At 40.7% G+C, this 26132-nt stretch carries 35 protein-coding genes; 31 read left to right on the top strand and 4 right to left on the bottom strand.

Translation table 11 applies throughout. From position 1 onward, the window contains the following. The first annotated feature begins 125 nt into the window (after positions 1 to 125). The 3 genes from G498_RS0112205 (at position 126) to G498_RS0112195 (ending at position 4516) form a co-directional block, all read left to right on the top strand. Entirely contained in the window at positions 126 to 2276 is a 2151-nt protein-coding gene (locus G498_RS0112205; RefSeq protein WP_026981405.1) for a S46 family peptidase, read from the top strand. 184 nt (positions 2277 to 2460) lie between these two features. Continuing rightward, a complete protein-coding gene (locus tag G498_RS0112200) occupies positions 2461 to 3144 on the top strand; it encodes a tetratricopeptide repeat protein (protein WP_026981404.1) in 684 nt (227 codons plus the stop codon). 16 nt (positions 3145 to 3160) lie between these two features. Continuing rightward, positions 3161 to 4516 (top strand): UDP-N-acetylmuramate--L-alanine ligase, encoded by a 1356-nt coding sequence (locus tag G498_RS0112195; RefSeq protein WP_026981403.1) that lies wholly within the window; start codon positions 3161 to 3163, stop codon positions 4514 to 4516. Here the strand turns inward: G498_RS0112195 and G498_RS0112190 are convergent. Further along, on the bottom strand, positions 4509 to 5096 hold the full coding sequence (locus G498_RS0112190; protein WP_026981402.1) for a DUF1287 domain-containing protein: 588 nt from the start codon (positions 5094 to 5096) through the stop codon (positions 4509 to 4511). The genes G498_RS0112195 and G498_RS0112190 overlap by 8 nt on opposite strands. A 50-nt stretch (positions 5097 to 5146) precedes the next feature. Between G498_RS0112190 and radC the strand changes: the two genes are divergently transcribed. The 6 genes from radC to G498_RS0112160 all read left to right on the top strand — a co-directional run bounded on the left by radC (position 5147) and on the right by G498_RS0112160 (position 9701). Continuing rightward, the gene (radC, locus tag G498_RS0112185) at positions 5147 to 5839 is read left to right on the top strand and encodes a RadC family protein (protein ID WP_026981401.1); all 693 of its coding nucleotides are present in this window, start codon (positions 5147 to 5149) and stop codon (positions 5837 to 5839) included. Between the two features lie 63 nt (positions 5840 to 5902). Beyond that, the gene (locus G498_RS0112180) at positions 5903 to 6532 is read left to right on the top strand and encodes an ABC transporter ATP-binding protein (RefSeq protein WP_026981400.1); all 630 of its coding nucleotides are present in this window, start codon (positions 5903 to 5905) and stop codon (positions 6530 to 6532) included. Then, positions 6529 to 7785: an ABC transporter permease gene (locus G498_RS0112175; protein ID WP_026981399.1), complete on the top strand. Its 1257-nt coding sequence runs from the start codon at positions 6529 to 6531 to the stop codon at positions 7783 to 7785. Before G498_RS0112180 ends, G498_RS0112175 begins: the two co-directional genes overlap by 4 nt. After that, positions 7778 to 8293, top strand: a complete 516-nt coding sequence (locus G498_RS15145) for a hypothetical protein (protein ID WP_035744433.1) — start codon at positions 7778 to 7780, stop codon at positions 8291 to 8293. Before G498_RS0112175 ends, G498_RS15145 begins: the two co-directional genes overlap by 8 nt. Continuing rightward, positions 8294 to 8983 carry a YjjG family noncanonical pyrimidine nucleotidase gene (locus G498_RS0112165; RefSeq protein ID WP_026981398.1) on the top strand — a complete coding sequence of 230 codons (690 nt, stop codon included), beginning with the start codon at positions 8294 to 8296 and terminating at the stop codon, positions 8981 to 8983. A gap of 1 nt (position 8984) precedes the next feature. After that, entirely contained in the window at positions 8985 to 9701 is a 717-nt protein-coding gene (locus G498_RS0112160; RefSeq protein WP_026981397.1) for a hypothetical protein, read from the top strand. 14 nt (positions 9702 to 9715) lie between these two features. Here the strand turns inward: G498_RS0112160 and G498_RS0112155 are convergent, their stop codons facing one another. Further along, complete coding sequence (locus G498_RS0112155) at positions 9716 to 10993, bottom strand: replication-associated recombination protein A (protein WP_026981396.1); 1278 nt, start codon at positions 10991 to 10993, stop codon at positions 9716 to 9718. A 168-nt stretch (positions 10994 to 11161) separates the two neighbouring features. On the opposite strand from G498_RS0112155, the gene G498_RS0112150 reads away from it, so the two are divergent. After that, the gene (locus G498_RS0112150; protein WP_026981395.1) at positions 11162 to 11962 is read left to right on the top strand and encodes a rhomboid family intramembrane serine protease; all 801 of its coding nucleotides are present in this window, start codon (positions 11162 to 11164) and stop codon (positions 11960 to 11962) included. A 78-nt stretch (positions 11963 to 12040) separates the two neighbouring features. Here the strand turns inward: G498_RS0112150 and rlmB are convergent, their stop codons facing one another. Together rlmB and G498_RS0112140 are read right to left on the bottom strand one after the other, a co-directional pair. Next, positions 12041 to 12775, bottom strand: coding sequence for a 23S rRNA (guanosine(2251)-2'-O)-methyltransferase RlmB (gene rlmB / locus G498_RS0112145; RefSeq protein WP_026981394.1), 735 nt, complete (start codon positions 12773 to 12775; stop codon positions 12041 to 12043). 311 nt (positions 12776 to 13086) lie between these two features. After that, positions 13087 to 14751, bottom strand: a complete 1665-nt coding sequence (locus tag G498_RS0112140) for a BamA/TamA family outer membrane protein (protein ID WP_026981393.1) — start codon at positions 14749 to 14751, stop codon at positions 13087 to 13089. A 180-nt stretch (positions 14752 to 14931) separates the two neighbouring features. Between G498_RS0112140 and rpsL the strand changes: the two genes are divergently transcribed. The 21 genes from rpsL to rplR all read left to right on the top strand — a co-directional run bounded on the left by rpsL (position 14932) and on the right by rplR (position 26130). Continuing rightward, entirely contained in the window at positions 14932 to 15315 is a 384-nt protein-coding gene (rpsL, locus tag G498_RS0112135; protein WP_026981392.1) for a 30S ribosomal protein S12, read from the top strand. 23 nt (positions 15316 to 15338) lie between these two features. After that, a complete protein-coding gene (rpsG, locus tag G498_RS0112130; RefSeq protein ID WP_026981391.1) occupies positions 15339 to 15815 on the top strand; it encodes a 30S ribosomal protein S7 in 477 nt (158 codons plus the stop codon). A gap of 10 nt (positions 15816 to 15825) precedes the next feature. Further along, a complete protein-coding gene (gene fusA / locus G498_RS0112125) occupies positions 15826 to 17970 on the top strand; it encodes an elongation factor G (RefSeq protein WP_026981390.1) in 2145 nt (714 codons plus the stop codon). Between the two features lie 11 nt (positions 17971 to 17981). Beyond that, positions 17982 to 18287, top strand: coding sequence for a 30S ribosomal protein S10 (gene rpsJ, locus G498_RS0112120; RefSeq protein WP_023579610.1), 306 nt, complete (start codon positions 17982 to 17984; stop codon positions 18285 to 18287). 116 nt (positions 18288 to 18403) lie between these two features. Beyond that, the gene (rplC, locus tag G498_RS0112115) at positions 18404 to 19021 is read left to right on the top strand and encodes a 50S ribosomal protein L3 (RefSeq protein ID WP_026981389.1); all 618 of its coding nucleotides are present in this window, start codon (positions 18404 to 18406) and stop codon (positions 19019 to 19021) included. Further along, entirely contained in the window at positions 19021 to 19650 is a 630-nt protein-coding gene (gene rplD, locus G498_RS0112110) for a 50S ribosomal protein L4 (protein ID WP_026981388.1), read from the top strand. The genes rplC and rplD overlap by 1 nt, the downstream gene beginning before the upstream one ends. 7 nt (positions 19651 to 19657) lie before the next feature. Beyond that, positions 19658 to 19948: a 50S ribosomal protein L23 gene (gene rplW, locus G498_RS0112105; protein WP_026981387.1), complete on the top strand. Its 291-nt coding sequence runs from the start codon at positions 19658 to 19660 to the stop codon at positions 19946 to 19948. Between the two features lie 6 nt (positions 19949 to 19954). Next, on the top strand, positions 19955 to 20779 hold the full coding sequence (gene rplB / locus G498_RS0112100) for a 50S ribosomal protein L2 (RefSeq protein ID WP_026981386.1): 825 nt from the start codon (positions 19955 to 19957) through the stop codon (positions 20777 to 20779). Positions 20780 to 20789: 10 nt separating this feature from the next. Beyond that, positions 20790 to 21068, top strand: a complete 279-nt coding sequence (gene rpsS, locus G498_RS0112095) for a 30S ribosomal protein S19 (protein ID WP_023570340.1) — start codon at positions 20790 to 20792, stop codon at positions 21066 to 21068. 9 nt (positions 21069 to 21077) lie between these two features. Beyond that, positions 21078 to 21488, top strand: coding sequence for a 50S ribosomal protein L22 (gene rplV / locus G498_RS0112090; protein ID WP_026981385.1), 411 nt, complete (start codon positions 21078 to 21080; stop codon positions 21486 to 21488). 8 nt (positions 21489 to 21496) lie between these two features. Next, positions 21497 to 22228 carry a 30S ribosomal protein S3 gene (gene rpsC, locus G498_RS0112085; protein WP_026981384.1) on the top strand — a complete coding sequence of 244 codons (732 nt, stop codon included), beginning with the start codon at positions 21497 to 21499 and terminating at the stop codon, positions 22226 to 22228. A gap of 18 nt (positions 22229 to 22246) precedes the next feature. Beyond that, positions 22247 to 22666, top strand: coding sequence for a 50S ribosomal protein L16 (gene rplP, locus G498_RS0112080; RefSeq protein ID WP_026981383.1), 420 nt, complete (start codon positions 22247 to 22249; stop codon positions 22664 to 22666). A gap of 12 nt (positions 22667 to 22678) precedes the next feature. After that, positions 22679 to 22870, top strand: coding sequence for a 50S ribosomal protein L29 (rpmC, locus tag G498_RS0112075; protein ID WP_026981382.1), 192 nt, complete (start codon positions 22679 to 22681; stop codon positions 22868 to 22870). 17 nt (positions 22871 to 22887) lie between these two features. Further along, a complete protein-coding gene (gene rpsQ / locus G498_RS0112070; protein ID WP_026981381.1) occupies positions 22888 to 23145 on the top strand; it encodes a 30S ribosomal protein S17 in 258 nt (85 codons plus the stop codon). A gap of 2 nt (positions 23146 to 23147) precedes the next feature. After that, positions 23148 to 23516, top strand: coding sequence for a 50S ribosomal protein L14 (rplN, locus tag G498_RS0112065; RefSeq protein ID WP_014166275.1), 369 nt, complete (start codon positions 23148 to 23150; stop codon positions 23514 to 23516). Positions 23517 to 23528: 12 nt separating this feature from the next. Further along, entirely contained in the window at positions 23529 to 23843 is a 315-nt protein-coding gene (gene rplX / locus G498_RS0112060; protein ID WP_026981380.1) for a 50S ribosomal protein L24, read from the top strand. Between the two features lie 2 nt (positions 23844 to 23845). Then, complete coding sequence (gene rplE / locus G498_RS0112055) at positions 23846 to 24397, top strand: 50S ribosomal protein L5 (RefSeq protein ID WP_026981379.1); 552 nt, start codon at positions 23846 to 23848, stop codon at positions 24395 to 24397. Between the two features lie 3 nt (positions 24398 to 24400). Next, positions 24401 to 24670, top strand: a complete 270-nt coding sequence (rpsN, locus tag G498_RS0112050; protein WP_026981378.1) for a 30S ribosomal protein S14 — start codon at positions 24401 to 24403, stop codon at positions 24668 to 24670. 143 nt (positions 24671 to 24813) lie between these two features. Further along, positions 24814 to 25212 (top strand): 30S ribosomal protein S8, encoded by a 399-nt coding sequence (gene rpsH / locus G498_RS0112045; protein WP_026981377.1) that lies wholly within the window; start codon positions 24814 to 24816, stop codon positions 25210 to 25212. Positions 25213 to 25228: 16 nt separating this feature from the next. Beyond that, the gene (rplF, locus tag G498_RS0112040) at positions 25229 to 25771 is read left to right on the top strand and encodes a 50S ribosomal protein L6 (RefSeq protein ID WP_026981376.1); all 543 of its coding nucleotides are present in this window, start codon (positions 25229 to 25231) and stop codon (positions 25769 to 25771) included. 11 nt (positions 25772 to 25782) lie between these two features. After that, positions 25783 to 26130 carry a 50S ribosomal protein L18 gene (rplR, locus tag G498_RS0112035; RefSeq protein ID WP_026981375.1) on the top strand — a complete coding sequence of 116 codons (348 nt, stop codon included), beginning with the start codon at positions 25783 to 25785 and terminating at the stop codon, positions 26128 to 26130. Positions 26131 to 26132: the final 2 nt, after the last annotated feature.

The following is a 26132-nucleotide window of genomic DNA, read 5'->3' as shown; positions in this document are numbered from 1 at the left end:
GGAGTGTTTTTCTTTTTAGTGCAATATTTGTTAAAATTTTCTTAACGCTAAAAAATTACGAGGCATAACCTTCAGTCAGTTAGCAGAAAAAAATTATATTCGCACCACTAAAAATAAATTTAACTATGAAAAAATTACTTTTATCTCTAATCGCTGCGATTATGCTTGTTCCGGCAAGTGTAAAAGCCGATGAAGGAATGTGGTTTTTAATGTTCATCGAGCGTTTGAACCACCGAGATATGCAGAAAATGGGATTGCAGTTAACCGCTGAAGAAATCTACAGCATCAACCACCACAGTTTGAAAGATGCTATCGTGCAGTTCAACGGAGGATGTACAGCCGAAATGATTTCCAAAGACGGATTAGTATTAACGAATCACCACTGTGGTTATGATGCTATCGCGGAATTATCTACTGCAGAGAAAAATCACCTTAAAAACGGTTTCTGGGCCAATTCAAGAGCAGAAGAATTAAAACCTTCCAGCTTATTCGTTCGTTTCTTCGTTCGTATGGACGACTGTACCAAAAGAATTTTGTCAGTCGTAAACGACAACATGACCGAAGCAGAGCGTGAAAAAGCCATCAATCAGGAAATCGCAAAAATTGAAAAAGAAAACAACGAAGGCGGAAAATACACCGTGTCTGTGCGTTCTTTCTTCCAAGGGAATGAATTCTACTACTTCGTGTACCAGGATTATAAAGACGTTCGTTTAGTAGGGACACCACCGGAAAGTTTAGGTAAATTTGGTGGCGATACAGACAACTGGGAATGGCCGCGTCACACTGCGGATTTCTCCATGTTCCGTGTGTATGCAGATGCTAACGGAAACCCTGCTGAATATTCAACCAGCAACGTGCCGTTACAGCCGAAACACTACTTACCGGTAAACATCGGAGGCGTTAAAGAAAACGATTTTGCCATGATTTTAGGTTATCCGGGAAGAACCAACCGTTGGATGCCGGCAGCCGGAATCGAGCAAAACGTAAAATATGCGTATCCAGCCTGGGTGGAAGGATCCAAAGTAGGGATGGATGCCATGAAAAAATACATGGACCAAAGTGAAGCGTTAAATTTAGTATATGCTTCAAAATATGCCGGTGTGGCGAACTACTGGAAAAACCGTCAGGGAATGATCGACGCGTTAACCAAATTCGGAACGGCTAAAACCAAAGCGGCTCAGGAAGCTAAATTCAACAAATGGGCTAACAAGTCTGAGAATAAGGCAAAATACGGAAATGTAGTGGCTACCATCAACAACTACTACAAACTGACCAATGAAAAAGCACGTCACGACAATTACCTAATGCAGTTGTTACGAACCAGCGCTTACGGAACGGTTTCAAGAAGTTTAGGAAAACAATTGGAGAACTACGCTAAAGCAGACGCTGCGAAACGTGCCCAAATGGCTCCGGCTCTTGCTGAAATGGCGGACGAATTCTTCAAAGAAGTACACATTCCGGCTGAAAAAGACATTTTGGCAGCCCAATTAAAACTGTATGCCACCAAAGCTACAGGATACGGCATTGCTCCGGTAGTTGCGGAATTAGCAAAAGCAAACAACAACGATTTTACCAAATACGTAAACGCAGCATTTGATTTGAGTATTTTATCGTCAAAAGACCGTATCAAAGCGTTCCTGGAAGTGCCAAACGAAGCGTTAATTACCAACGACCCGTTAGTGAAATTGTCTAACGAGTTATTAAACCACTACAATTCAAAATCCGATGAAATCGCTAAAGCACAAAATGATTACAGTGCAGCTTTCCGCAAATTAGTAGAAGGATTGCGTGAGTCTAAAATCGGAACCATCAAATATCCGGATGCGAACTCCACTTTGCGTTTAACTTACGGAAAAGTGCGTTCCTTGCCGGCAGACAAACGCAACGATGCTACCATCAACAACTACACTACCTTAGCCGGTCAGGTGAAGAAATACAAAAAAGACGATCAGGAATTCGATTTACCGGCTCGTGTATTAGAAATGAACAAAAACAAAGAGTTCGGCCGTTATGCAGACAAAGACGGTTCGTTACATGTTAACTTCCTAACCGACAACGATATCACAGGCGGTAACTCCGGTTCCCCAGTATTAAACGGAAAAGGAGAGTTAATCGGTTTAGCATTCGACGGAAACATCGAGGCAATGGCCGGAGACGTAATCTTCGACAGCAAATTACAAAGAACCATCAACGTAGACATCCGTTACGTGTTGTGGGTAATTGAGAATTTCTCAAATGCGAAACACATCGTAGACGAAATGACTATCGTGAAATAATTTTCACAGTTCTGAATATCAAATCCGGAGGCAGTAATGTTTCCGGATTTTTTTTTTTTGGAGCGAATGGTTCGGGCATTTTGAGAAACGGCATTCCCGTGTTCCGCTATACAAGGTATCGCTCCACCCGGGGCTAAGCAGGAAAGGTCTTTTGTGTTTGGTTGCTTTTCCCTATTTTTGAGGCATGAAGTCATTTTTATTTTTTTTGTTTTTTCCGTTACTGCTCTGGTCCCAATCCGACTTTGAGAAGGGCGAATCCCTTTTCCGGCAAAAGAAATATGCTTCGGCACAGCCTTTTTTTCAAAACCACCTCAAGCAAAACCCAGCCGATTTCAAAACCATCGAATATTTAGGAGACATTGCCGGCCATCAGAAGCAATGGGACGAAGCGATTAGTTATTACAAAAAATTAAAACAGCAATTTCCAAAAACCGCGAACTACCACTACAAATTCGGCGGTGCGTTGGGGATGAAAGCCAAATCAGTCAGTAAATTCAAAGCCTTAGGAATGATAGGCGACATCAAAGAAGCTTTTGAAACCGCCGCCCATCTGGACAAAAAACACATCGACACCCGTTGGGCGCTCGTCATGCTGTATATCGAATTACCCGGAATTGTAGGCGGGAGCGAAACCAAAGCCCAGAAATACGCCGAGGAACTGATGCAACTTTCCAAAGTAGACGGCTATTTGGCAAAAGGCTATATCGACGTGTATTTCAAACGCTACGCCAAAGCCGAAATCCATTTAAAAAAAGCCCATGAAATTGGTCACTCCAAAACCACCTTCGAAAAGCTTTATGATTTATATTTGAACAAATTAAAAAACACGGAAAAAGCCCAAAAGTTAAAGACCGATTTCAATACCTAATATTACAGATTTACCAATGCGTACACATTTTATAGCGATAGGCGGAGCCGCCATGCACAACTTAGCCTTGGCCTTACACAACAAAGGTTATCAGGTAACCGGAAGCGACGATGCCATTTTTGAACCTTCCAAATCAAGACTGGAAAAGAAAGGTTTATTGCCGGCGGAAATGGGCTGGTTTCCTGAAAAAATCACTTCCGATATCGAGGCCGTCATTTTAGGCATGCACGCCAAAGCCGACAATCCGGAATTGCTGAAAGCGAAAGAATTAGGGTTGAAAATCTATTCGTACCCTGAATTTTTATACGAGCAATCGAAGAACAAAACCCGTGTGGTGATTGGCGGTTCACACGGAAAAACGACCATCACTTCGATGATTCTGCACGTCATGCACTACCACGGCATTAACGTGGATTATATGGTCGGTGCCCAATTGGAAGGTTTTGATACCATGGTGCATTTAACCGAAGAAAATGATTTCATCGTTTTGGAAGGCGACGAATATTTGTCGTCTCCAATCGACAGACGACCGAAATTCCATTTGTACCAACCGAATATTGCGTTAATTTCAGGAATCGCCTGGGATCATATCAACGTGTTTCCGACCTATGAGAATTACGTGGAACAATTCGAAATTTTCATTCAGAAGATTACCAATGGCGGCATTTTGGTGTACAACGAAAACGATTCGGAAGTAAAACGCGTAGCGGAAGCGGCTACTAATCCAATCCGTAAAATTGCATATCACACACCGGAATACACAGTAGAATACGGCGTAACACTTTTGGAAACCCCGGAAGGCCCAATGCCGATTGAAGTATTCGGAGCGCACAACCTGAACAATTTAGCCGGCGCCAAATGGATTTGCCAGAACATGGGCGTGGACGAAGCCGATTTCTACGAAGCTATTGCGAGTTTTAAAGGCGCTTCCAAACGTTTGGAAAAAATCGCGGAAAGCAAAACCAAAGTAGCCTACAAAGATTTCGCGCATTCGCCAAGCAAAGTAGCGGCGACTACCAAAGCGGTTAAAGAACAGTATCCGAACCGAACGCTTGTGGCTTGCCTGGAACTCCACACGTACAGCAGTTTAAATGCCGAATTTTTAAAACAATACGAAGGCGCTTTGGACCATGCTGATGTTGCGGTGGTTTTCTATTCACCGGATGCCGTAAAAATCAAGCAGTTGGAAGAAGTGACTTACGACCAGATTGCGCAGTCTTTCAAGCGCAACGATTTAATCATTTATACCAATCCGGAAGAATTTAAGAACTTTCTGTTCAATCGTGATTTAGAGAACTCTGCCTTATTGCTGATGAGTTCCGGGAATTACGGCGGCTTGAATTTTGATGAAGTGAAAAATCTGATTAATTAGAATACTTAAAATGCCCGACAATAGTATAGGAAAACAAGCAATCCTCCAAAACCTGTCCGGCACCCACATTATGTACAATCATCGGGCGTTTTCCGTCCGGTGATTTTTTGTTGGTAACAATACCGATGTGTGGCAGTTTGTCGCCAATCATCCAGGTTACCAATTCTCCGGTTTTATAATCCTTCGGATTTTGCGTCACTTTCAGAGTTTCTCCTTTTCGGCTGAAAAACGCTTCCAGATTCGGTACTCTTCTGTGGTCAATATTGGTATCCGGTTTTTTCAGACCCCAGCGTTTCTGATTGGGATACTGCGAAAAATTGTCTTTCATGTCTTCGTGTACTTCTTTCTGCAGGTCAATGCCTAATTTTCGGTAAGCCCGGATTACCACATCGGTGCAAACCCCTTTGTTTTTGGGTACATCGCCGTTCGGATACAAAATTTTGACATAGGCCGGATCGTACGTTACCTGGTCTTTTGTAAGCAAGAGCGCGGCATCGGATAACTTCTCGTAAAAATCTTTTTCAGAAGCGGTAAAGCTATTTAAAAGTAAGAAAAAAGCTAAATATTTTAAAATTTTCATATCTTTGTGTTTCTGATATAACGCAAAAAGTAAGATTTTAAGTATACGCCATGGAAACCACCAACTTCTCCATAAAATGCTGGGCCGAAGACGATAAGCCCCGCGAAAAACTCATGCTGAAAGGCAAATCCGTATTAAGCGATGCCGAATTAATCGCGATTCTGATAGGTTCGGGCAGCCGTAATGAAAGCGCCGTACAGTTGTCGAAACGCATACTGGCTTCGGTGGATAACAATCTGAATGTACTCGGAAAATTATCGGTCAAACAACTGATGCATTTTAAAGGAATAGGCGAGGCCAAAGCCATCTCCATCGTTGCCGCCACAGAATTAGGACGCCGCCGCAAATCGGAAGAAATTCCGGAGTTGTCAAAAATCACCTCCAGTAAAGTTGTTTTTGAACTCATGCAGCCGCTTATTGGTGAATTGCCGCACGAAGAGTTCTGGGTTTTATATTTAAACAATTCAAACAAAGTGATTTATAAAACACAGGTAAGCAAAGGAGGCATAACCGGAACAGTTGTAGATACGCGAATTATATTCAAAACCGCTTTGGAACATACGGCAACTTCGATTATTTTGGTACACAATCATCCTTCCGGTACTTTAACAGCGAGCGAAGCCGACAAACAAATCACCCGAAAGCTGAAAGAAGCCGGCCGCCATCTTGATGTTCCGGTACTGGATCATGTGATTGTGACGGAGAAAAGTTATTTCAGTTTTGCCGATGAAGGAATTTTGTAGATTAAAGTTTCTTTAAGAGGATATTCTTTTCCATTTTCTTAAATTGCACGAAATTGTTTCGGAATGATCCAAACCAAAAACATAACTTTTTCCTATAATTCATCGACCGTTTTCATGTTCCCGGATATTCAGTGTCCGGAAGGCGAAACCTGTTTGATTACGGGTGGTTCCGGTAAAGGGAAAACCACTTTGCTGCACATCCTTGGCGGATTGTTGCGGCCGGAATCCGGGGAAGTAATCATCAACAGTACCAACATTGAATTGTTTTCCGAACGTAAATTAGATCATTTTCGGGGAAAAAACATTGGTTTGGTGTTGCAGGAAAACCATTTTATCGAAGCCTTTACCGTTTTGGAAAATGTAATGCTGGCTTCCTGGCTGGCTTCCGGAAAAAAGGCTAAAGAGAAGGCCAAATTACTGTTGGAGCATCTCGATTTAAAAGACCAATGGTACAAACTGCCATCCCAATTAAGCGTGGGGCAACAACAGCGGGTATCCATCGCAAGAGCTTTAATCAATGAACCGAAAGTGGTTTTAGCCGATGAACCCACTTCAAGCTTGGACGATGAAAATGCTTTCAAAGTAGCTGATTTGCTTGAAAAATTATCGCAGGAATACAAGACCGCACTGGTAATCGTAACCCACGATTCCCGTTTAAAAGAACGTTTCACCAATCAAATTTCGTTGTCATGATAGGGAAATTAGCCTGGCGAAATACGTGGTTTAAGCCCTTGAGTACCATCCTGAGTATCATCTTGCTGATGTCGAGTGTGGCCATTATAACCGTTTTGATTTTGCTGCAGAAGCAATTCGAAGAGCAGTTTTCCAGTAATGCCGACGATATCGATTTAGTACTGGGCGCGCAGGGAAGCCCATTGCAGCTGGTGTTGTCGTCTGTTTATCAGTTGGATGCGCCTACGGGAAATATCAATTATGCCGAAGCCAAAACCTGGATGCAGAACCCGTTTGTACAATCGGCCATTCCGTTGGCTTATGGCGATAACTATTTAGGATTTAAAATTTTAGGAACCACTCCGGAATATTTGGCGAAATTCGGCGGAAGGGTCGAAAAAGGCAAAATGTTTGCCCATACGTTTGAAGTGGTAATCGGAAGCGAAATTGCCTCCAAACTGCAATTGAAAGTCGGCGATACGTTTTTCGGTTCCCACGGCAATGCCAAAGAGGGAGAGAAGCACGAAGAAGCTGCTTATAAAGTGGTCGGAATCGCTTCTAAAACCGGAAAAGTGGTTGATAATTTAATTCTTTCCGACATTCAGAGTGTCTGGGCAATGCACGAAACCCACGATCACGAAGATGAAGCCCATCCGCACGGGGAAATCGGTCATGAACACACCGAGGGCGACGAACAGCGCGAAGAAGCACTATTGTCTGAAGAAGGTAAAGAAATCACTGCAGTGCTGATAAAATTCCGGAACAAAATGGGAATCGTTTTATGGCCGAGAATGATTGCGCAGAACACCAAAATGCAGGCGGCTTCTCCGGCTATTGAAATCAATCGTTTGTTTACCCTTTTCGGGATTGGTCTGGACGCCCTGCAGTATCTGGCATACGGCATCATGTTAATTTCCGGAATCAGTATTTTCATTGCCTTGTTCAATACCTTAAAAGAACGGAAATACGAGTTTGCACTGTTGCGGATTCAGGGCGCTTCCCGATTACAACTGCTACAGACCATTGTGATAGAAAGTTTGGTTTTGTGCAGCATCGGCTTTCTGTTTGGAACAATTCTTGGTAGAGTAGCGCTGATGTTCATCTCCAGATCGTCCGACGAAGCTTTTAAAATTGCATTCGATCCGTTGGAGTTTGTGTGGGAGAAGGAAGGAATTTTATTTTTAGTAACTATATTTGTCGGGCTTCTGGCAGCGTTTATTCCGGCCGTCAAAGCGTATCGACTGAATATTTCAAAAACATTGTCCAATGCGTAAATCCTATATACTGCTGACCTTTTTAACAGGAGCACTTCTTCTTTTGGAGGTTTTTTACAATCCGAATGTTCCATTAGAACAGGCCGGTTTCGTTACCTTTTCGACAACAGGCAATTTTATTCAGAAAAATCCGGACACGCTTACCTGGAAATTGCTGGGCGACATCAAATTTGTGAAGAAAAACGATAAAACTTACGGAGAAGTCATGTTTCCGGTGGTCAATACAAAGCTTCGGTTAATGAATAAGCGAAAAGTAGCCATGAGCGGTTTCATTGTACCGATTGACAACAAAAATTACGCCTTGAGCAAAAACGTGTTTGCTTCCTGTTTTTTCTGCGGGAAATCGGGGCCGGAAACAATAGCGGGAATTAAATTCAGAGGTGAAACGCCAAAATTAAGAACAGATCAGTATGTAACCCTAGTCGGGACTTTCCGTTCCAACGAAACCGATGTGGACGATTGGATTTATCATATCGAGGATGCAGTAATTGTGAAAGGAGTGAAATAAATGCGATTTACGAATAAGACAGATATATTTTTTGATTTGGATCATACGCTTTGGGATTTTGAACGAAATTCCGCTTTAACATTTGAAGCCATTTTCCAGAAGCACGGCATTGGTGTAAATCTTCAGGAATTCCTGAAACATTATGTTCCGATTAACCAGTACTATTGGGTATTGTACCGGGAAGAGAAAATCGGGCATCAGGAATTGCGTTACAAACGACTGAAAGATTCCTTCGATCGGATGTCTTATACAGTGGAAGACGCCACAGTCGATTTGATTTCAGACGATTATATCAGATACCTTCCGACTTTTAACCATCTCTTCGACGGTGCGATAGACGTTTTGGATTACCTGAAACCGAAATACAACCTGCACATCATTACCAATGGTTTTCAGGAAGTGCAAACCGGAAAACTGCGAAATTCCAATATTGCACATTATTTTGCAACCGTAACGAATTCGGAAATGGCCGGAGTGAAAAAACCGAACCCCAAAATTTTTGAGTATGCCCTTAATTTAGCGAAAACCGACAGAGCTTCGAGTCTTATGATAGGGGATAGTTTTGAAGCGGATATAGAGGGAGCCCTAAATGTTGGTTTAGATGCGGTCTTTTTTAACGAATTTAAAATGGAAGTGCGTAAAGATATTGCCCAAGTGTTTCATTTGTCAGAATTAAAAAACATACTATAAAATGAAGAATTACTTTTTACTATTTGCATTGTTAATTGGAAGTACCGTTTTTTCACAAAATGTGAGCGATTATAAATATGTTGTGATTCCCCAGAAGTTTAGTTTTTCCAAGAAACCGAATCAGTATAGACTGAACAGCCTGACGAAGTCAGTTTTTGAACAACAAGGCTTTACTGTGTTTTATGACGATGATGTTTTTCCTCAGGAATTGGCAGAAAACAGATGTAAAGCGCTCTATGCAGACATGCTTGAGAATAATACACTGTTTTTCACTAAAATAAAATTGGAACTTAAAGATTGCAGGAACCAGGTTGTATTTGTTTCCGAGGAAGGAACTAGTCGCGAAAAAGAATTTGACAAAGCTTATATTCAGGCGTTTCGGGTTGTTGGAAAATCCATTCAAACGCTAAAGAGTAAGCCAAAAGAGGAAGTAAAAACGTTAGAAAAGGTAGTGGTAAAGGAGCAGATGGATGAAAATACACCCGTGAGTGCTCCTATTAGCACCCAACTTTTTGCCCAACCCACAACAAATGGTTTTCAGTTGGTAGACAGTTCTCCTAAAGTGGTGCTGAAACTGTTCAAAACATCCGTCAGTAATTTTTACATCGGGCAGAAAGATGTCATTCAGGGCGTGGTGTTCAACAAAAACAACCAATGGCTTTTTGAATACTACCTAAACGGCCAACTGGTTTCCGAAAAACTGGAAATAAAATTTTAGTAATTCGTATTTTTTTAGTATCCGTATTTGTCTTCCCAACGGTTTTTAAGAAACTGACGCAATTCTCTTTCGCGGGCATTATTGCCGGGTTCAAAAAAGACCGTATTGCTGATTTCGTCGGGAAGAAATTCCTGTGCGGCGAAATTATTCGCGTAATCGTGTGCGTATTTGTACTCGTCTCCGTATCCCAATTCTTTCATGAGTTTAGTTGGTGCATTGCGCAAATGCAGCGGCACCGGTAAATCACCGGTTTGTTTTACGATTTGCTGCGCTTTGCCGATAGCCGTATAACTCGCGTTGCTTTTGGCGGAAGTAGCCAGATAAATAGCACATTGACTCAGGATAATTCTGCTTTCGGGATACCCGATTGTGGTCACGGCCTGAAAGGTGTTGTTGGCCATGATTAAAGCGGTCGGGTTGGCATTGCCGATGTCTTCCGAAGCTAAAATCAGCATGCGGCGTGCGATGAATTTTACATCTTCACCGCCTTCAATCATCCTTGCCAGCCAGTAAACCGCACCATTTGGGTCACTCCCGCGAATGGATTTGATAAAAGCCGATACAATATCATAATGCTGCTCTCCGGTTTTGTCGTACAGCACAGTATTTTTTTGTACCAGCTGCATCACTTTATCATTGGTGATTTCGACGGAATCCGCTTCCGAAGCGTTGATGATTAATTCAAAAATGTTCAGCAGTTTTCGGCCGTCGCCACCGGACAAGCGAAGCAAAGCCTCTGTTTCTTTTAACTGAATATTTTTGGTTTTCAGGAGAGTGTCCGTTTCGATGGCGCGATGCAGCAAGGCTTCCAGATCGTCTTTGGTAAACGCATTCAGAATATACACCTGACATCTTGACAATAAGGCAGGAATTACCTCAAAACTTGGATTTTCGGTCGTGGCGCCAATCAGGGTCACCCAGCCTTTTTCCACAGCCGCCAATAGCGAATCCTGTTGCGATTTGCTGAAACGGTGAATCTCATCGATAAACAAAATCGGATTTTTAGCCGTGAACAAACCGCCACTTTGTTTGGCTTTGTCAATCACCTCCCGGATGTCTTTCACGCCGGAATTGATAGCGCTTAACGTATAAAACGGGCGCTTGCTTTCCTGTGCCATAATCTGGGCGAGTGTCGTTTTTCCGGTGCCGGGCGGTCCCCATAAAATGAGCGACGGGATGATACCACGCGCAATCTGATGGGTTAACGAACCGTTCGGACCCACCAAATGCGACTGACTGATGTATTCCGATAATTGCTGCGGACGAATGCGTTCGGCTAAAGGTGCTTCCATTTTTTTGCTTTTGGTTATTCGTCGATTTGGTTATTCGGGAATAAGAAACGTCAAATTTATAACATTTCAGGCTTCAAATCAACAAATAACCAAATAACCAATTTATGACAAAACTTCATTAAATTTAATTTGGATATGTTTTTGATACGATCAAGAAAAAGCTACCCGATGAAAGAAACCGATTTTAAATTTTCCGCTTCCGTGATTCTTTGGCCGCTATTGTTCCTGTTGGCAATATGGGGCGTGTTTTGGTTTGAAATCCGTTTCAAAATGAGTTTATACGATTACGGTATTTACCCCAGAACGCTGTCCGGGTTGAAAGGCGTGGTGTTCAGTCCTTTTCTGCATGGAAGTCTGGAGCATTTGTACAACAATTCGATTCCGCTGTTCTTTCTGGTAATGGCCTTGCGCTATTTTTACCGGGAGCAGAGTTTGCAGGTGCTGGTGTGGGGGATTTTGATGTCGGGTTTCGGAACCTGGCTGATTGGCCGGGAAAGTATGCATATCGGCGCCAGCGGATTGATTTATGTACTGGTGAGTTTTATTTTTTTTAAAGGGCTGCAGTCCGGGTACTACCGGTTGGTGGCGCTGTCCTTAACGATAGTCGTCTTGTACGGCGGCATGGTGTGGTACCTGTTTCCGAGTGCGGAACAGAACATTTCCTGGGAAGGACATCTGGCGGGGTTTATCACCGGATTTCTGCTGTCTTATTTTGTCAAAACCCAAGATTATCAGAAACCGATTAAATACGACTGGGAACGACCCGATTTCGATCCGTCTCAGGATCCTTTTATGAAGCATTTTGATGAAAACGGAAAATTTGTGCCGACACCGAAACCCGATCCGGTGGAGCAGCAATATTCTTATTTTATTTCCAATTTACCGGTGATTTATTTTCTGAAAGAAACCCAAGAAGAAAATGGTAACCCAACTAGCCCCGATAGTACGGAAAGCTCCGAAACTCCGTGAAGGACTTGAAGGAATAGCGGGAATATGGCATACAAAAAAGCCCGAACCTTTCGCTCCGGACTTTTCTTTTTTTTGAAATCAACCGCGTTGTCGTACCGTTTCATACAAAAACGCTCCGCAGGCTACCGATACGTTCAGGGAAGAGATTGTTCCAAACATAGGAAGTTTTGCTTTTTCGTCTACAATTTTCAATACCGACGGATTTACCCCGCGGTCTTCGCTGCCCATAATGATGGCTACCGGCTCGTTCAGAGAAATATCGTAAATATTGTTCTCGGTTTTTTCGGTGGCGGCTACGGTTTTGATGCCGGAACCCTGTAAATAGAAAATCGCGTCTTTAATATGATCAACTTTGCAAATCGGTACATTGAAAACTGCGCCGGCTGAAGTTTTAACCGTATCGCCGTTTACGGGAGCCGAGCCTTGTTTCTGAACGATGATGCCGTCTACCCCGGTACATTCGGCCGTACGGATAATCGCCCCGAAGTTGCGGGCATCCGACAATTGGTCTAAAATTAAGAATAAAGGTTTTTTACCGCTTTCCACCACACGGTCTACTAAAGTTTCAAGCGAAACAAATGCAATAGGAGCAATGCTCGCCACAGCGCCCTGATGGTTGTTGGGTGTTAAACGGTTGAGTTTTTCCACAGGAACATAACTGAAATTGATGTTGTTCTTCTTCATCGTTTTCATCAGCTCCTGCATCAAGTCACCTTGGGCGTCTTTCTGAATAAAAACTTTGTCAATCTCTTTTCCGGCGTGAATCGCTTCGATAATCGCGCGGATCCCGAATATTTGGTGTTCTTTTTCCATGGGGCAAAGATAGTTTTTTTAGATTATTAGATAGTTAGATGATTTGATGATTGTTATAAACTTTTGAGCTGCTCTGTGTAATCAGTAGATTTTGGTTTTTGCAGCAACGAAAACCTGTGACTAAAAAATATTTTTTTTAAAAAAGTCACAAAAGTTGTGACTAATAAAAAATAAATTAAAAAAAGTCACAAATTCTATAAGGCTAGGTAATAAATCTGATCAGAATTAGATAGCTGGATTGTTAGAGGGGTAGATTATTGGATTTTTAAAGCTGCACAAATCTAACTGTTGAATAATCTAAAAATCTGTTTTTAAAAATTAGTCTTAAAGCTAATATGCACAATCGAATTCGACAATTTAATTGCCTGGTCGCCGGTACTTCCGTTGGCGTAAATCAAATTGAATAAGCCGTTTTGGGTGAGCAGTCCGAAGCCGAAGCCTAAGCCCAGTAAGTTGTCTTTTAAGTTGGAGGTTTTGTCCTGAAAATAACCGTAGTCGGTGATGGTGTGGAGGTACATGCTCGGCGTTAGTGTGTAGCGGTATTCGGCCATCAGTCCGGAAAATAAGTTGGCCTGCAGGCTGTTTTCCACGAAACCGCGAATGGAGTTGATACCACCAAAACGGTACAGTTCGTTAATGATGTAATTGTCGCTTTGCAGGTAAAAACTCTGATTTTTTACGGCAATACTGTTTTTTTTGTTCAGATAGAAATTGTGATGTACGTCGAGCTGTACAAAATACTGACCGGCGGATTCCAGTTTCGATTTCCGGTTTCCGAAGCCGAATTTGACATTGAGGCCGGTTCGTTCGCGAAAAAGGAAGTCCTCAGCATTGTAATCGGTGTATTCATAGGAAGCCGTCCAGAAGGAGTTCGAAAAATCGCTGATGAACGAATTGTTGGTGTTCTGAATGTCAACCGATTCCGAAGACTGATGTCCTAAAAACACTTTGGAATTGTATCGGAAATAGTACCCCAGATTTAAAGATGTGGTGGTGTTTTGAAAGGTACTGTCCTGTTTGAAAATCCGTAAATCAGCTTTAATGCCCAGCGGCGTTTTGAAAATATACGGCAATTCGGTTCCGATGTTGAAAGTCGTCTGTTTTTTACCGTCACTTTTCCAGTACAGGTTGAATTTTTCGCCGGTGTTTAAAGCGTTGTTCAGCAATAAGTCGAGATAGCCGTTAAAACGGATGCCGGTGCTTTCTTCGTTGGCAAAACCGATGAACCCGTCAAAACGATTGGCTCTTGTTTTCTCCAGATACACATATACTTTGGTGCTGTCTTTGGTAAACAGAATTTCCGGATATTTTAACTGATTGACAAACGGCAGCGCTTTGAAATTATCGTTCAGTTGTTTTAAATTCTCCTGATTGAACGGCCGCTTTTTGTATTGCTTGGCGATGTTCCGTCGAATACCTTCCGGGAATTTGGTGTAGCCGACAATCACGATGTCATTGAGTTGACGCATCTTTTCGGTTTTGATTTTTAAATCGGCAAGCAGGTGTGTTTTTTCTTTTTTGTGGTTGACGAGTTGCAATTCGCTCAGGGAGTAACCTTTTTGTTCCAGTTTGGACAAATTCAGGTTCATGAAGCTTTCGATTTCGGAGGATTCCAGTTTTATCGTGTCGGAGGTGAATTCCAGCAGTTTTTTTTCATCTTCGGAAAGTTTACCTATATATATATGTATGCGATTGGTTTTTTTGCCAAGGTGGTATTGGAACAAAAAAGTAGAGTCGTTTACTTTTTGCTGACGGATTAGTTCGCTTTCCAGAAAACCTTTCTGAAGTAGTGTTGTGGTAAGATTTTCAGTTTCGTCCAGAATTGATTTGGTGTTTTCGTGCAGTTTTTTATACCCGATGCTGTCGATGATTTGGGTTTCCGCCGGCGAATCTCCTTCCACTTTCAAATGCAGTTGCTGAGCTTTTGCGGTAAAGCCGGTGACTATCAGAAGTAAAAAAAGAAGCAAATTTTTCAAACGGGAAAATCTTTTGGTAAAAATAACGTAAAAAATGGTTTTTGAATATGCGTTTTTTGCCGAATATAGAATTGTGTTGAAAATTAAAGAATTAGGGTTTGTTTTATAAAATTTAATTCCTACATTTGCAGCCCCGAAAAGTGTCGGGAATTAATAACGTTAGTAATTTTATTAAACATTATGCCAACAATTCAACAATTAGTAAGAACAGGGAGAGCCCAAGTAACTAAGAAGAGTAAATCGGCTGCTTTAGATTCTTGTCCTCAAAGAAGAGGGGTTTGTACGCGTGTTTACACTACTACACCAAAGAAACCAAACTCTGCAATGCGTAAAGTTGCGCGTGTGCGTTTGACCAATGGTAATGAAGTGAATGCTTACATCCCGGGAGAAGGACACAATCTGCAAGAGCACTCGATAGTATTAGTTAGAGGCGGAAGGGTAAAAGATTTACCAGGTGTTAGATACCACATCGTACGTGGTGCTTTGGATACTGCCGGAGTTAACGGTAGAACACAAAGAAGATCTAAATATGGTGCTAAGAGACCTAAAGACGCTAAAAAGTAATTTTTAACTTTTAAGAAAAAGACATGAGAAAAAGACAGGCCAAAAAAAGACCTCTTTTACCAGATCCGAAATTTAACGATCAGTTAGTAACACGTTTTGTGAACAACTTAATGTGGGATGGTAAAAAATCGACTGCTTTTAAAGTTTTCTATGATGCATTAGACATTGTGGAAGCTAAAAAGCAAGATGCTGAAAAATCGGCATTAGAAATCTGGAAAGATGCATTAACGAATGTTATGCCTCACGTAGAAGTTCGTTCCCGTCGTGTGGGAGGAGCTACGTTCCAGATTCCTATGCAAATCCGTCCGGATAGAAAAATTTCCTATTCTATGAAATGGATGATTTTGTATGCAAGAAAAAGAAATGAAAAATCTATGGCAGGAAAACTTGCTTCTGAAATCTTGGCTGCGGCTAAAGAAGAAGGAGCTGCTGTTAAGAAAAGAATGGATACTCACAAAATGGCAGAAGCTAACAAGGCTTTCTCTCACTTTAGATTTTAATTCATAAGAAATGGCTAGAGATTTAAAATTCACAAGAAACATAGGTATTGCTGCTCACATTGATGCTGGTAAAACAACAACTACGGAGCGTATCTTATTTTATACCGGGAAATCACACAAAATTGGTGAAGTACACGATGGTGCTGCAACAATGGACTGGATGGCACAAGAGCAGGAAAGAGGTATTACCATTACTTCAGCAGCTACAACTTGTACCTGGAATTTCCCAACTGAACAAGGGAAAAACATTCCTGAATCTAAACCGTACCACTTTAACATTATCGATACCCCGGGACACGTTGACTTTACAGTAGAGGTGAACCGTTCGTTGCGTGTATTGGATGGTTTAGTGTTCTTGTTCTCTGCGGTTGACGGTGTTGAGCCTCAGTCGGAGACCAACTGGAGACTTGCAGACCAGTACCGCGTTCCTCGTATGGGGTTCGTAAACAAAATGGACCGTCAGGGTTCTAACTTCTTGGCAGTATGTCAGCAGGTGAAAGACATGTTGAAGTCTAACGCTGTTGCGATTACATTGCCAATCGGTGAGGAAGCTGATTTCAAAGGAGTAGTAGACTTAGTGAAAAACAGAGCTATTGTATGGCATGATGAAACTCAGGGAGCTACTTTTGACGTTGTTGACATCCCTGCGGATATGGTTGACGAAGTAAAAGAATACCGTTCTAAATTAATTGAAGAGATCGCTTCTTACGATGAAAACTTATTGGATAAGTACATGGAAGATGAGAATTCAATTACTGAAGAAGAAATCAACAATGCATTACGTGCTGCTACTATCGATATGGCGATTATTCCAATGTTGTGTGGGTCTTCCTTCAAAAATAAAGGAGTTCAGTTCATGTTGGATGCAGTTTGTAAATATTTACCGTCTCCTTTAGATAAAGAAGGTATCGAAGGTATTCATCCTGATGATGCAGATTTATTGGAAGAAGATCAAACTAAAATCATCCGTCGTCCGGACGTAAATGAGCCTTTCGCGGCTTTGGCATTTAAAATTGCTACTGACCCTTATGTTGGTCGTTTGGCATTCTTCCGTGCTTACTCTGGTCGTTTGGATGCAGGTTCTTATATCCTGAACACTCGTTCCGGAAACAAAGAGCGTATTTCCCGTATCTACCAAATGCACGCGAACAAACAAAACCCAATAGAGTACATCGAGGCAGGAGATATCGGAGCGGCAGTTGGATTTAAAGATATCAAGACTGGAGATACCATGTGTGATGAAAAACACCCAATCATTCTTGAGTCTATGAAATTCCCTGATCCGGTAATCGGTATCGCGATCGAGCCTAAAACAAAAGCTGACGTGGACAAAATGGGTATGGCTTTGGCAAAACTTGCTGAAGAAGATCCAACGTTTACGGTTAGAACAGATGAGGCTTCAGGTCAGACGATTATCTCCGGTATGGGTGAGCTTCACTTGGATATCTTGGTAGACCGTATGAAACGTGAGTTCAAAGTAGAAGTTAACCAAGGTGAACCACAGGTAGAGTACAAAGAGGCGTTTACTAAATCTGCACAACACAGAGAAGTGTACAAAAAACAATCCGGAGGTCGTGGTAAATTTGGTGATATCGTATTCCGTTTGGAGCCTGCAGATCCGGGAGTTGTTGGATTGCAGTTCATTAATGAGGTGAAAGGTGGTAACGTTCCTAAAGAATATATTCCTGCAGTAGAGAAAGGTTTCAGAGAAGCTATGAAGCAAGGTCCTTTAGCGGGATATGTGGTAGATAGCTTGAAAGTTACTTTATTGGATGGTTCGTATCACCCTGTGGATTCGGATGCTTTATCGTTCGAATTAGCGGCGAAAATGGGTTACAAAGAAGTGGCGAAAGCTGCGGGAGCTGTAATCTTAGAGCCAATCATGAAAATCGAAGTTATTACTCCTGAAGAAAACATGGGGGATATCGTAGGAGACTTGAACCGTCGTAGAGGTCAGGTTAACGATATGGGTGACAGAGCCGGTGCTAAAACTATCAAAGCTAGTGTGCCGCTTTCTGAAATGTTCGGTTATGTAACTACATTAAGAACATTATCATCCGGTCGTGCAACTTCTACCATGGAGTTCTCGCACTATGAGCAAACACCTTCGAATATTTCCGAAGAAGTAATTAAAAAAGCAAAAGGTAACGCTTAATTTTTATCAAGATGAGTCAAAAAATCAGAATAAAATTAAAATCTTACGATCACATGTTGGTTGATAAATCGGCAGAAAAAATCGTAAAAACTGTAAAAAGTACAGGTGCTGTGGTAACGGGTCCTATTCCATTGCCAACTCACAAAAAGATTTTCACTGTATTGCGTTCTCCGCACGTAAACAAAAAATCGAGAGAGCAGTTTGAAGTGAGTTCATACAAAAGACTTTTAGATATCTACTCTTCCTCTTCAAAAACGATCGACGCTCTAATGAAATTGGAGCTTCCAAGTGGAGTTGAAGTAGAGATCAAAGTGTGATAAATCACGCATTCTAAAGTATTTAGGGATTATGTTTTGATATTAAAAACATAATCCCTACTTTTGCACACTCAAAAAAATAAGAATTTTTATAATTTATTAATAAATAGTTTAATATGTCTGGGTTAATTGGAAGAAAAATCGGCATGACCAGCTTATTCGATGAGAACGGGAAAAACATTCCTTGTACTGTAATCGAAGCAGGTCCATGTGTCGTTACCCAAGTCAGAACCAATGAGGTTGACGGGTATGAAGCGTTACAACTTGGTTTCGATGACAAAACAGAAAAGCACGCTACTAAAGCTGAGTTAGGTCACTTTAAAAAAGCGGGTACTTCTGCAAAAAAGAAAGTCGTTGAATTCCAGGAGTTTGAAAACGAGTACAAATTAGGTGATGTAATCACTGTGGATGTTTTCGCTGAAGGTGAATTCGTAGACGTAGTAGGTGTATCAAAAGGTAAAGGTTTTCAAGGGGTTGTAAAACGTCACGGTTTTGGTGGTGTTGGTCAGTCAACTCACGGTCAGCACAACCGTTTGAGAGCACCGGGATCTGTTGGAGCATCGTCTTATCCATCAAGAGTATTCAAAGGAATGCGTATGGCGGGAAGAACAGGAGGAGAAAATGTAACAGTTCAAAACCTTAGAGTTTTAAAAGTAGTGACTGACAAGAACCTACTTGTGGTTAAAGGAGCAGTTCCTGGACACAAAAACTCTTACGTAATCATTCAGAAGTAATGGAAGTAAAAGTATTAGATATCAACGGAAAAGATACTGGTCGCAAAGTGCAACTTGCAGATTCAGTATTCGCAATTGAGCCTAATAATCATGCGGTATATCTTGATGTTAAGCAATACTTAGCAAATCAAAGACAAGGTACGCACAAAGCTAAAGAAAGAGCTGAAGTGGCCGGAAGTACACGTAAGATTAAAAAACAAAAAGGAACCGGTACGGCTCGTGCAGGTTCTGTTAAGAACCCTTTGTTTAAAGGTGGAGGTACAGTTTTTGGTCCAAGACCGAGAAGTTATTCTTTCAAATTGAACAAAACGTTAAAAAGATTGGCTCGTAAATCGGCTTTTTCTTTAAAAATGAAAGAATCGAATTTAGTAGTTCTTGAAGACTTCACTTTTGAAACTCCGAACACTAAAAATTTCATTAACGTATTGAAAGCTTTAGGGTTAGAAAACAAAAAATCTTTATTCGTGTTGGGTGATACAAATAAAAATGTATATTTGTCGTCACGCAATTTAAAGGCTTCTAACGTTGTAACTTCTTCAGAATTAAGCACTTATGCAATTTTGAATGCAAATAGTTTAGTGCTTTTAGAAGGTTCAGTAGAAGGAATTGTAGAAAATTTAAGCAAATAATAGGGCTATGAGTATCATAATTAAACCTATCATTACTGAAAAAATTACCAAAGAGGGGGAAACTTTCAACCGCTTTGGTTTCGTTGTAGACAAAAAAGCAAACAAAATCCAGATCAAAAATGCGGTTGAGGCTGCTTTTGGTGTGAATGTGGTTGCTGTGAATACAATGAATTACAGAGCTGATAGATCGGTTAAATACACTAAGAGTGGTTTAATCAGTGGAAAGACTAATGCTTACAAAAAAGCGGTGGTTCAAGTACAAGAAGGAGAAACAATAGATTTTTATACTAATATCTAATAGAAAATGTCAGTTAGAAAATTAAAACCTATTACCCCGGGTCAGCGTTTTAGAGTTGTAAATAGCTTTGACACTATTACAACTGACAAGCCGGAGCGTTCTTTGATCGCACCGAAAAAAAACTCTGGAGGTAGAAATAGTCAAGGAAAGATGACCATGCGCTACACAGGTGGTGGTCACAAACAAAAGTACCGTATTGTAGATTTCAAAAGAACTAAAGTGGGAGTTCCTGCTACAGTGAAAACAATCGAGTACGATCCAAACCGTTCGGCGTTCATTTCGTTGTTACACTATGCAGATGGTGCTAAAACATATATCATCGCTCAGAATGGTTTACAAGTAGGACAAACTGTAGTTTCTGGCCCAGAAGCGGCTCCGGAAATTGGTAACACTTTGCCTTTAAGTAAAATTCCTCTAGGAACTGTTATTTCTTGTATCGAGTTAAGACCAGGGCAAGGAGCGGTTATCGCTCGTTCGGCTGGAACTTTTGCTCAGTTAATGGCAAGAGACGGAAAATATGCTACCATCAAAATGCCTTCAGGTGAGACAAGATTGATCTTGTTGACTTGTTCTGCAACGATTGGAGCAGTTTCTAACTCAGACCACCAGTTAGTTGTATCAGGTAAAGCTGGTAGATCTAGATGGTTAGGTAGAAGACCAAGAACTAGACCGGTAGCAATGAACCCTGTTGATCACCCAATGGGAGGTGGTGAAGGACGCTCTTCAGGAGGTCACCCACGTTCAAGAAAAGGTTTACCTGCTAAAGGTTATAGAACTCGTTCTAAAGTTAACCCGAGTAATAAGTATATCGTAGAACGTAGAAAGAAATAATAAGTAAGATATGGCACGTTCATTAAAAAAAGGACCTTTCGTACACTTTAAATTAGAGAAGAAAGTTCAGGAAAATATCGAAAAAGGTAACAAAGGAGTGGTTAAGACTTGGTCAAGAGCTTCAATGATTACTCCGGATTTTGTTGGACAGACTATCGCAGTACACAACGGTCGTCAATTTGTACCTGTTTACGTTACTGAAAACATGGTAGGTCATAAATTAGGAGAGTTTTCGCCAACAAGATCTTTTAGAGGTCATGCTGGAGCTAAAAATAAAGGTAAAAAATAATAAGAAGCTATGGGAGTTCGTAAAAGAGAAAGAGCCGAGCAGACTAAAGAAGCTAAGAAACAGGTTGCTGTTGCTAAGCTTAATAACTGCCCAACTTCACCTAGAAAAATGCGCTTAGTAGCAGATTTAGTAAGAGGTCAGAAGGTAGAAAAAGCTCTTAACATATTAAGATTTAGTTCAAAAGAAGCTTCTCGTAAGTTGGAGAAATTGTTGTTATCAGCAATCAACAACTATCAGCAGAAAAATGCTGATGTGAACATCGAGGAAGCAGGCTTATTCGTAAAAGAGATCCGTGTAGACGGCGGTATGATGTTGAAAAGACTTCGTCCGGCTCCACAAGGTCGCGCACACAGAATCAGAAAACGTTCTAACCACGTAACAATCGTGTTAGGAGATATTAATAACACACAAAGCAATTAATAAGCAGTATGGGACAAAAGACAAATCCAATCGGAAATCGCCTTGGGATCATCAGAGGATGGGACTCAAACTGGTACGGTGGAAATGACTACGGTGATAAATTAGCGGAAGATGCTAAAATCCGTAAGTATATCCATGCTCGTTTATCGAAAGCTAGTGTTTCTAAAGTAATCATCGAGAGAACTTTGAAACTTGTAACCGTTACTATCACTACGGCTCGTCCTGGTATCATTATCGGAAAAGGGGGGCAAGAGGTAGACAAGTTGAAAGAAGAGCTTAAGAAAATTACTGACAAAGAGGTTCAAATCAACATCTTTGAAATTAAAAGACCAGAGCTTGATGCGTATTTAGTGGCAACAAGTATTGCTCGTCAGATTGAAAGTCGTATTTCATACCGTCGTGCAATCAAAATGGCTATCGCTGCTGCTATGCGTATGAACGCGGAAGGAATCAAAGTTATGATTTCCGGTCGTTTGAACGGTGCTGAAATGGCGCGTTCTGAAATGTTCAAAGAAGGACGTATTCCTCTATCCACTTTCAGAGCTGACATCGATTACTCACTTGGTGAAGCGCATACTACTTACGGTAGAATGGGTATCAAAGTGTGGATCATGAAAGGTGAAGTTTACGGGAAAAGAGATCTTTCTCCGTTAGTAGGTATGGACAAAAAACAGTCTAAATCTGCAGGATCATCTTCTCCAAAAGGAAATGGTAAACCGAACGCACGCAAAAGAAAGTAATTTTTAAACTAAAGAAAAATGTTACAGCCTAAAAGAACAAAATACCGTAAGGTACAGAAAGGTAAAATGAAAGGCGTGTCTCAAAGAGGTCACGAGCTTTCTAACGGAATGTTTGGTATCAAATCTTTAGATTATTCATTCATTACTTCTCGTCAAATCGAAGCGGCGCGTATCGCTGCCACTCGTTACATGAAACGTGAAGGACAATTGTGGATCAAAATTTTCCCAGACAAACCTATCACAAAGAAACCTCTTGAAGTACGTATGGGTAAAGGTAAAGGTGCAGTTGAATACTGGGCTGCAGTTGTAAAACCTGGAAGAATCATGTTTGAGGTTGGCGGTGTGCCAATCGCAGTAGCAAAAGAGGCATTACGTCTTGCTGCTCAGAAACTTCCAGTTAAAACTAAGTTTATCGTTGCTAGAGATTTCGAAGCATAATAAAAAAACATTATGAAACAATCAGAAATTAAAAATCTGTCTGCAGCTGAGTTACAAGGACAACTTAGTCAGTTAAGAAAGACTTATACCGACCTAAAAAATGCTCACGCAATATCGCCAATTGAGAATCCTTTGCAGTTAAGAACTGTGAGAAGATCAATCGCAAGAGTTGCTACTGAGTTAAGCAAAAGAGAGTTACAATAATTGTATTCTGCTGAAAGATGGAAAAAAGAAATTTAAGAAAAGAGAGAATTGGTGTTGTTACTAGCAACAAAATGGAAAAATCTATTGTTGTTTCTGAAACAAGAAGAGTAAAACACCCGTTATACGGTAAGTTCGTGTTGAAAACTAAGAAATATGTAGCACACGACGAAACAAACGATTGCAACATCGGCGATACGGTAAAGATCATGGAAACACGACCTATGTCTAAGTCAAAATGTTGGAGATTAGTTGAAATCATTGAAAGAGCGAAGTAATTATGGTACAACAGGAATCGAGATTAAAAGTAGCAGATAACACGGGAGCCAAAGAAGTTTTGACTATTCGTGTTTTAGGAGGAACGAAACGTCGTTATGCCTCTGTTGGAGATAAAATTGTAGTAGCGATTAAAGATGCGACTCCAAACGGAAACGTTAAAAAAGGAGCGGTGTCTACTGCAGTTGTTGTACGTACCAAAAAAGAAGTGAGAAGAGCTGATGGATCTTACATCCGTTTCGACGATAACGCATGTGTATTGTTGAACGCTGCAGGTGAAATGAGAGGAACTCGTGTTTTTGGTCCGGTAGCAAGAGAACTTCGTGAAAAACAATTCATGAAAATTGTATCATTAGCACCAGAAGTGCTTTAATTCGTTAAGACAATGATGAAGCTAAAAATCAAATCTGGAGACGTGGTAAAAGTTATCGCAGGCGACCATAAAGGTGCTGAAGGTAAGGTTTTACGTGTTCTTCGCGAGAAAAATAAAGCGGTAGTTGAAGGGGTAAACCTAGTGTCGAAACACACTAAGCCTAGTGCTAAAAACCCTCAGGGAGGTATCGTGAAAAAAGAAGCTCCTATTCATATCTCTAACATTGCTTTAATTGATCCTAAAACTAAGTCTGCGACTAGAGTAGGGGTTAAAGTTGAAGGAGATAAGAAAGTGAGAATTTCTAAAAAATCTAATCAAGTATTATAGTCATGACTTATATACCTAGACTTAAAGAAGAATACAAGAGCAGAGTAATTGCTGCTCTTACAGAGGAGTACGGTTATAAAAACGTAATGATGGTTCCTAAATTGGAAAAAATCGTTATCAGCCGTGGTGTTGGTGCAGCAGTGTCTGACAAGAAATTGGTAGATCACGCTGTGGAAGAGTTAACAAAAATCACAGGTCAGAAAGCGGTAGCTACCATCTCTAAAAAAGACGTTGCGTCTTTCAAATTGAGAAAAGGGATGCCGATCGGAGCTAAAGTTACTTTACGTGGAGAGAGAATGTATGAATTCTTAGATCGTTTGATCACTTCTGCATTACCACGTGTAAGAGACTTCGGAGGAATCAAAGCTACAGGTTTTGACGGAAGAGGAAACTACAACTTGGGTGTATTGGAGCAAATCATTTTCCCTGAAATTGATATTGACAAAGTAAACAAGATTGCAGGTTTCGATATTACATTTGTAACTTCTGCAAACACAGACAAAGAAGCAAAATCATTATTAGCTCAATTAGGTTTACCTTTTAAAAAGAATTAAGACATGGCTAAAGAATCAATGAAAGCCCGTGAGGTGAAAAGACAAGCGTTGGTAGAAAAGTATGCTGAAAAAAGAAAAGCTTTGTTAGAAGCTGGAGATTATGAAGGTTTACAAAAATTGCCAAAAAATGCTTCTCCGGTACGTTTGCACAACCGTTGTAAACTGACTGGAAGACCAAGAGGGTACATGCGTCAGTTCGGAATTTCACGTGTTACTTTCCGTGAAATGGCCAACAACGGCTTAATTCCAGGAGTAAAGAAAGCAAGCTGGTAAAAGTTTGTTTATTTAAGCAGATAATTGTACATTTGCCGCGTTTTAGCCGGTAATATGCAGTTATCTGCTTTAAAAATAGAGTTTAATGGCTTCAGGTTCAATGGGATAGTCCTGTTGAAAACCGTTGCCGAAATTTAATAAATATGTATACAGATCCTATTGCAGATTTCTTAACAAGAATTAGAAATGCAGTGCGTGCGAACCACAAAGTGGTGGAAATCCCTGCTTCTAACATGAAAAAAGAAATCACTAAGATTTTATTCGATCAAGGATATATCTTAAGTTACAAATTCGATGACAGTACTGTACAAGGTACGATCAAAATCGCTCTTAAGTATGACAAAGACACTAAAGAGTCTGTAATCAGAGATATCCAAAGAATCAGTAAACCAGGTTTACGTAAGTACGCAGGTGCCGCTAAATTACCTAGAATCTTAAACGGTTTGGGTATTGCTATTGTTTCTACTTCCAAAGGTCTTATGACCGGAAAACAGGCGAAACAATTGAATGTTGGTGGTGAAGTTATTTGTTACGTATACTAATTAAAAAGACTTAACAATGTCAAGAATAGGTAAAAGTCCAATTGCAATTCCGGCGGGTGTAACTGTAGAGGTTAAAGATGCTGTAATTACAGTAAAAGGAAAATTAGGTGAACTTTCTCAGGAGTTTTCAGATGTATCTGTAAAAGTTGAGGAAGGACAAGTAATCGTGGAAAGATCTTCTGATCAAAAAGAAGAAAGATCAAAACACGGTTTATACAGAGCTTTGATCAACAACATGGTTGTTGGTGTATCCGAAGGTTTCACTAAGGAATTAGAATTAGTGGGAGTAGGTTATAGAGCGGCTAACCAAGGACAAAAATTGGATGTTGCTTTAGGTTTTTCTCATAACATAGTTCTTGAGGTGGTTCCTGAGGTGAAAGTAGAAACTGTATCTGAAAAAGGTAAAAACCCTATCATTAAATTAACTTCTCATGACAAGCAATTGTTAGGACAGGTAGCTGCGAAAATCAGAGGTTTCCGCAAGCCAGAGCCTTACAAAGGAAAAGGAGTTAAATTCGTAGGGGAAGAGTTAAGAAGAAAAGCAGGTAAATCAGCTTAAAAATTAAGACTATGTCATTAACAAAATCTGAAAGAAGACAAAGAATCAAGTTCAGAATCAGAAAGATTGTAAGCGGAACTGCTGCAAATCCAAGACTTTCTGTTTTCAGAAGTAATAAAGAAATCTATGCGCAAATCATAGATGACGTAAACGGTGTGACACTAGCTGCTGCCTCTTCTAGAGAAGCTGGCGCAAAAGGAACAAAAATTGAAATTGCTGCTGCTGTGGGTAAATTGATTGCCGAGAAAGCACAAAAAGCAGGAATCAGTACTGTTTCATTTGACAGAGGTGGTTATTTATATCACGGAAGAGTTAAATCATTAGCAGACGGTGCCAGAGAAGCTGGACTTAAATTCTAAGA

It is taken from the genome of Flavobacterium suncheonense GH29-5 = DSM 17707 (assembly GCF_000430025.1).
GTDB lineage: Bacteria > Bacteroidota > Bacteroidia > Flavobacteriales > Flavobacteriaceae > Flavobacterium > Flavobacterium suncheonense.
The sequence above is the reverse complement of the archived record's forward strand: the minus strand, read 5'-3'. Positions and strand labels throughout refer to the sequence as shown.

What these genes read in the sequence shown, in the direction of transcription:
- rplB (WP_026981386.1), top strand. Translation starts at nt 19,955, where the DNA reads ATGTCAGTTAGAAAATTAAAACCTATTACCCCGGGTCAGCGTTTTAGA.
- G498_RS0112160 (WP_026981397.1), top strand. Translation starts at nt 8,985, where the DNA reads ATGAAGAATTACTTTTTACTATTTGCATTGTTAATTGGAAGTACCGTT.
- G498_RS0112175 (WP_026981399.1), top strand. Translation starts at nt 6,529, where the DNA reads ATGATAGGGAAATTAGCCTGGCGAAATACGTGGTTTAAGCCCTTGAGT.
- G498_RS0112165 (WP_026981398.1), top strand. Translation starts at nt 8,294, where the DNA reads ATGCGATTTACGAATAAGACAGATATATTTTTTGATTTGGATCATACG.
- G498_RS0112150 (WP_026981395.1), top strand. Translation starts at nt 11,162, where the DNA reads ATGAAAGAAACCGATTTTAAATTTTCCGCTTCCGTGATTCTTTGGCCG.
- rpsN (WP_026981378.1), top strand. Translation starts at nt 24,401, where the DNA reads ATGGCTAAAGAATCAATGAAAGCCCGTGAGGTGAAAAGACAAGCGTTG.
- G498_RS0112155 (WP_026981396.1), bottom strand. Translation starts at nt 10,993, where the DNA reads ATGGAAGCACCTTTAGCCGAACGCATTCGTCCGCAGCAATTATCGGAA.
- G498_RS0112200 (WP_026981404.1), top strand. Translation starts at nt 2,461, where the DNA reads ATGAAGTCATTTTTATTTTTTTTGTTTTTTCCGTTACTGCTCTGGTCC.
- G498_RS0112190 (WP_026981402.1), bottom strand. Translation starts at nt 5,096, where the DNA reads ATGAAAATTTTAAAATATTTAGCTTTTTTCTTACTTTTAAATAGCTTT.
- rpsG (WP_026981391.1), top strand. Translation starts at nt 15,339, where the DNA reads ATGAGAAAAAGACAGGCCAAAAAAAGACCTCTTTTACCAGATCCGAAA.
- rpsC (WP_026981384.1), top strand. Translation starts at nt 21,497, where the DNA reads ATGGGACAAAAGACAAATCCAATCGGAAATCGCCTTGGGATCATCAGA.
- rplN (WP_014166275.1), top strand. Translation starts at nt 23,148, where the DNA reads ATGGTACAACAGGAATCGAGATTAAAAGTAGCAGATAACACGGGAGCC.
- rlmB (WP_026981394.1), bottom strand. Translation starts at nt 12,775, where the DNA reads ATGGAAAAAGAACACCAAATATTCGGGATCCGCGCGATTATCGAAGCG.
- fusA (WP_026981390.1), top strand. Translation starts at nt 15,826, where the DNA reads ATGGCTAGAGATTTAAAATTCACAAGAAACATAGGTATTGCTGCTCAC.
- G498_RS15145 (WP_035744433.1), top strand. Translation starts at nt 7,778, where the DNA reads ATGCGTAAATCCTATATACTGCTGACCTTTTTAACAGGAGCACTTCTT.
- rplP (WP_026981383.1), top strand. Translation starts at nt 22,247, where the DNA reads ATGTTACAGCCTAAAAGAACAAAATACCGTAAGGTACAGAAAGGTAAA.
- rpsS (WP_023570340.1), top strand. Translation starts at nt 20,790, where the DNA reads ATGGCACGTTCATTAAAAAAAGGACCTTTCGTACACTTTAAATTAGAG.
- rpsJ (WP_023579610.1), top strand. Translation starts at nt 17,982, where the DNA reads ATGAGTCAAAAAATCAGAATAAAATTAAAATCTTACGATCACATGTTG.
- rpmC (WP_026981382.1), top strand. Translation starts at nt 22,679, where the DNA reads ATGAAACAATCAGAAATTAAAAATCTGTCTGCAGCTGAGTTACAAGGA.
- rpsL (WP_026981392.1), top strand. Translation starts at nt 14,932, where the DNA reads ATGCCAACAATTCAACAATTAGTAAGAACAGGGAGAGCCCAAGTAACT.
- rplF (WP_026981376.1), top strand. Translation starts at nt 25,229, where the DNA reads ATGTCAAGAATAGGTAAAAGTCCAATTGCAATTCCGGCGGGTGTAACT.
- G498_RS0112195 (WP_026981403.1), top strand. Translation starts at nt 3,161, where the DNA reads ATGCGTACACATTTTATAGCGATAGGCGGAGCCGCCATGCACAACTTA.
- rplE (WP_026981379.1), top strand. Translation starts at nt 23,846, where the DNA reads ATGACTTATATACCTAGACTTAAAGAAGAATACAAGAGCAGAGTAATT.
- rplR (WP_026981375.1), top strand. Translation starts at nt 25,783, where the DNA reads ATGTCATTAACAAAATCTGAAAGAAGACAAAGAATCAAGTTCAGAATC.
- rplX (WP_026981380.1), top strand. Translation starts at nt 23,529, where the DNA reads ATGATGAAGCTAAAAATCAAATCTGGAGACGTGGTAAAAGTTATCGCA.
- rplW (WP_026981387.1), top strand. Translation starts at nt 19,658, where the DNA reads ATGAGTATCATAATTAAACCTATCATTACTGAAAAAATTACCAAAGAG.
- radC (WP_026981401.1), top strand. Translation starts at nt 5,147, where the DNA reads ATGGAAACCACCAACTTCTCCATAAAATGCTGGGCCGAAGACGATAAG.
- G498_RS0112205 (WP_026981405.1), top strand. Translation starts at nt 126, where the DNA reads ATGAAAAAATTACTTTTATCTCTAATCGCTGCGATTATGCTTGTTCCG.
- rplD (WP_026981388.1), top strand. Translation starts at nt 19,021, where the DNA reads ATGGAAGTAAAAGTATTAGATATCAACGGAAAAGATACTGGTCGCAAA.
- rpsQ (WP_026981381.1), top strand. Translation starts at nt 22,888, where the DNA reads ATGGAAAAAAGAAATTTAAGAAAAGAGAGAATTGGTGTTGTTACTAGC.
- rpsH (WP_026981377.1), top strand. Translation starts at nt 24,814, where the DNA reads ATGTATACAGATCCTATTGCAGATTTCTTAACAAGAATTAGAAATGCA.
- rplV (WP_026981385.1), top strand. Translation starts at nt 21,078, where the DNA reads ATGGGAGTTCGTAAAAGAGAAAGAGCCGAGCAGACTAAAGAAGCTAAG.
- rplC (WP_026981389.1), top strand. Translation starts at nt 18,404, where the DNA reads ATGTCTGGGTTAATTGGAAGAAAAATCGGCATGACCAGCTTATTCGAT.
- G498_RS0112180 (WP_026981400.1), top strand. Translation starts at nt 5,903, where the DNA reads ATGATCCAAACCAAAAACATAACTTTTTCCTATAATTCATCGACCGTT.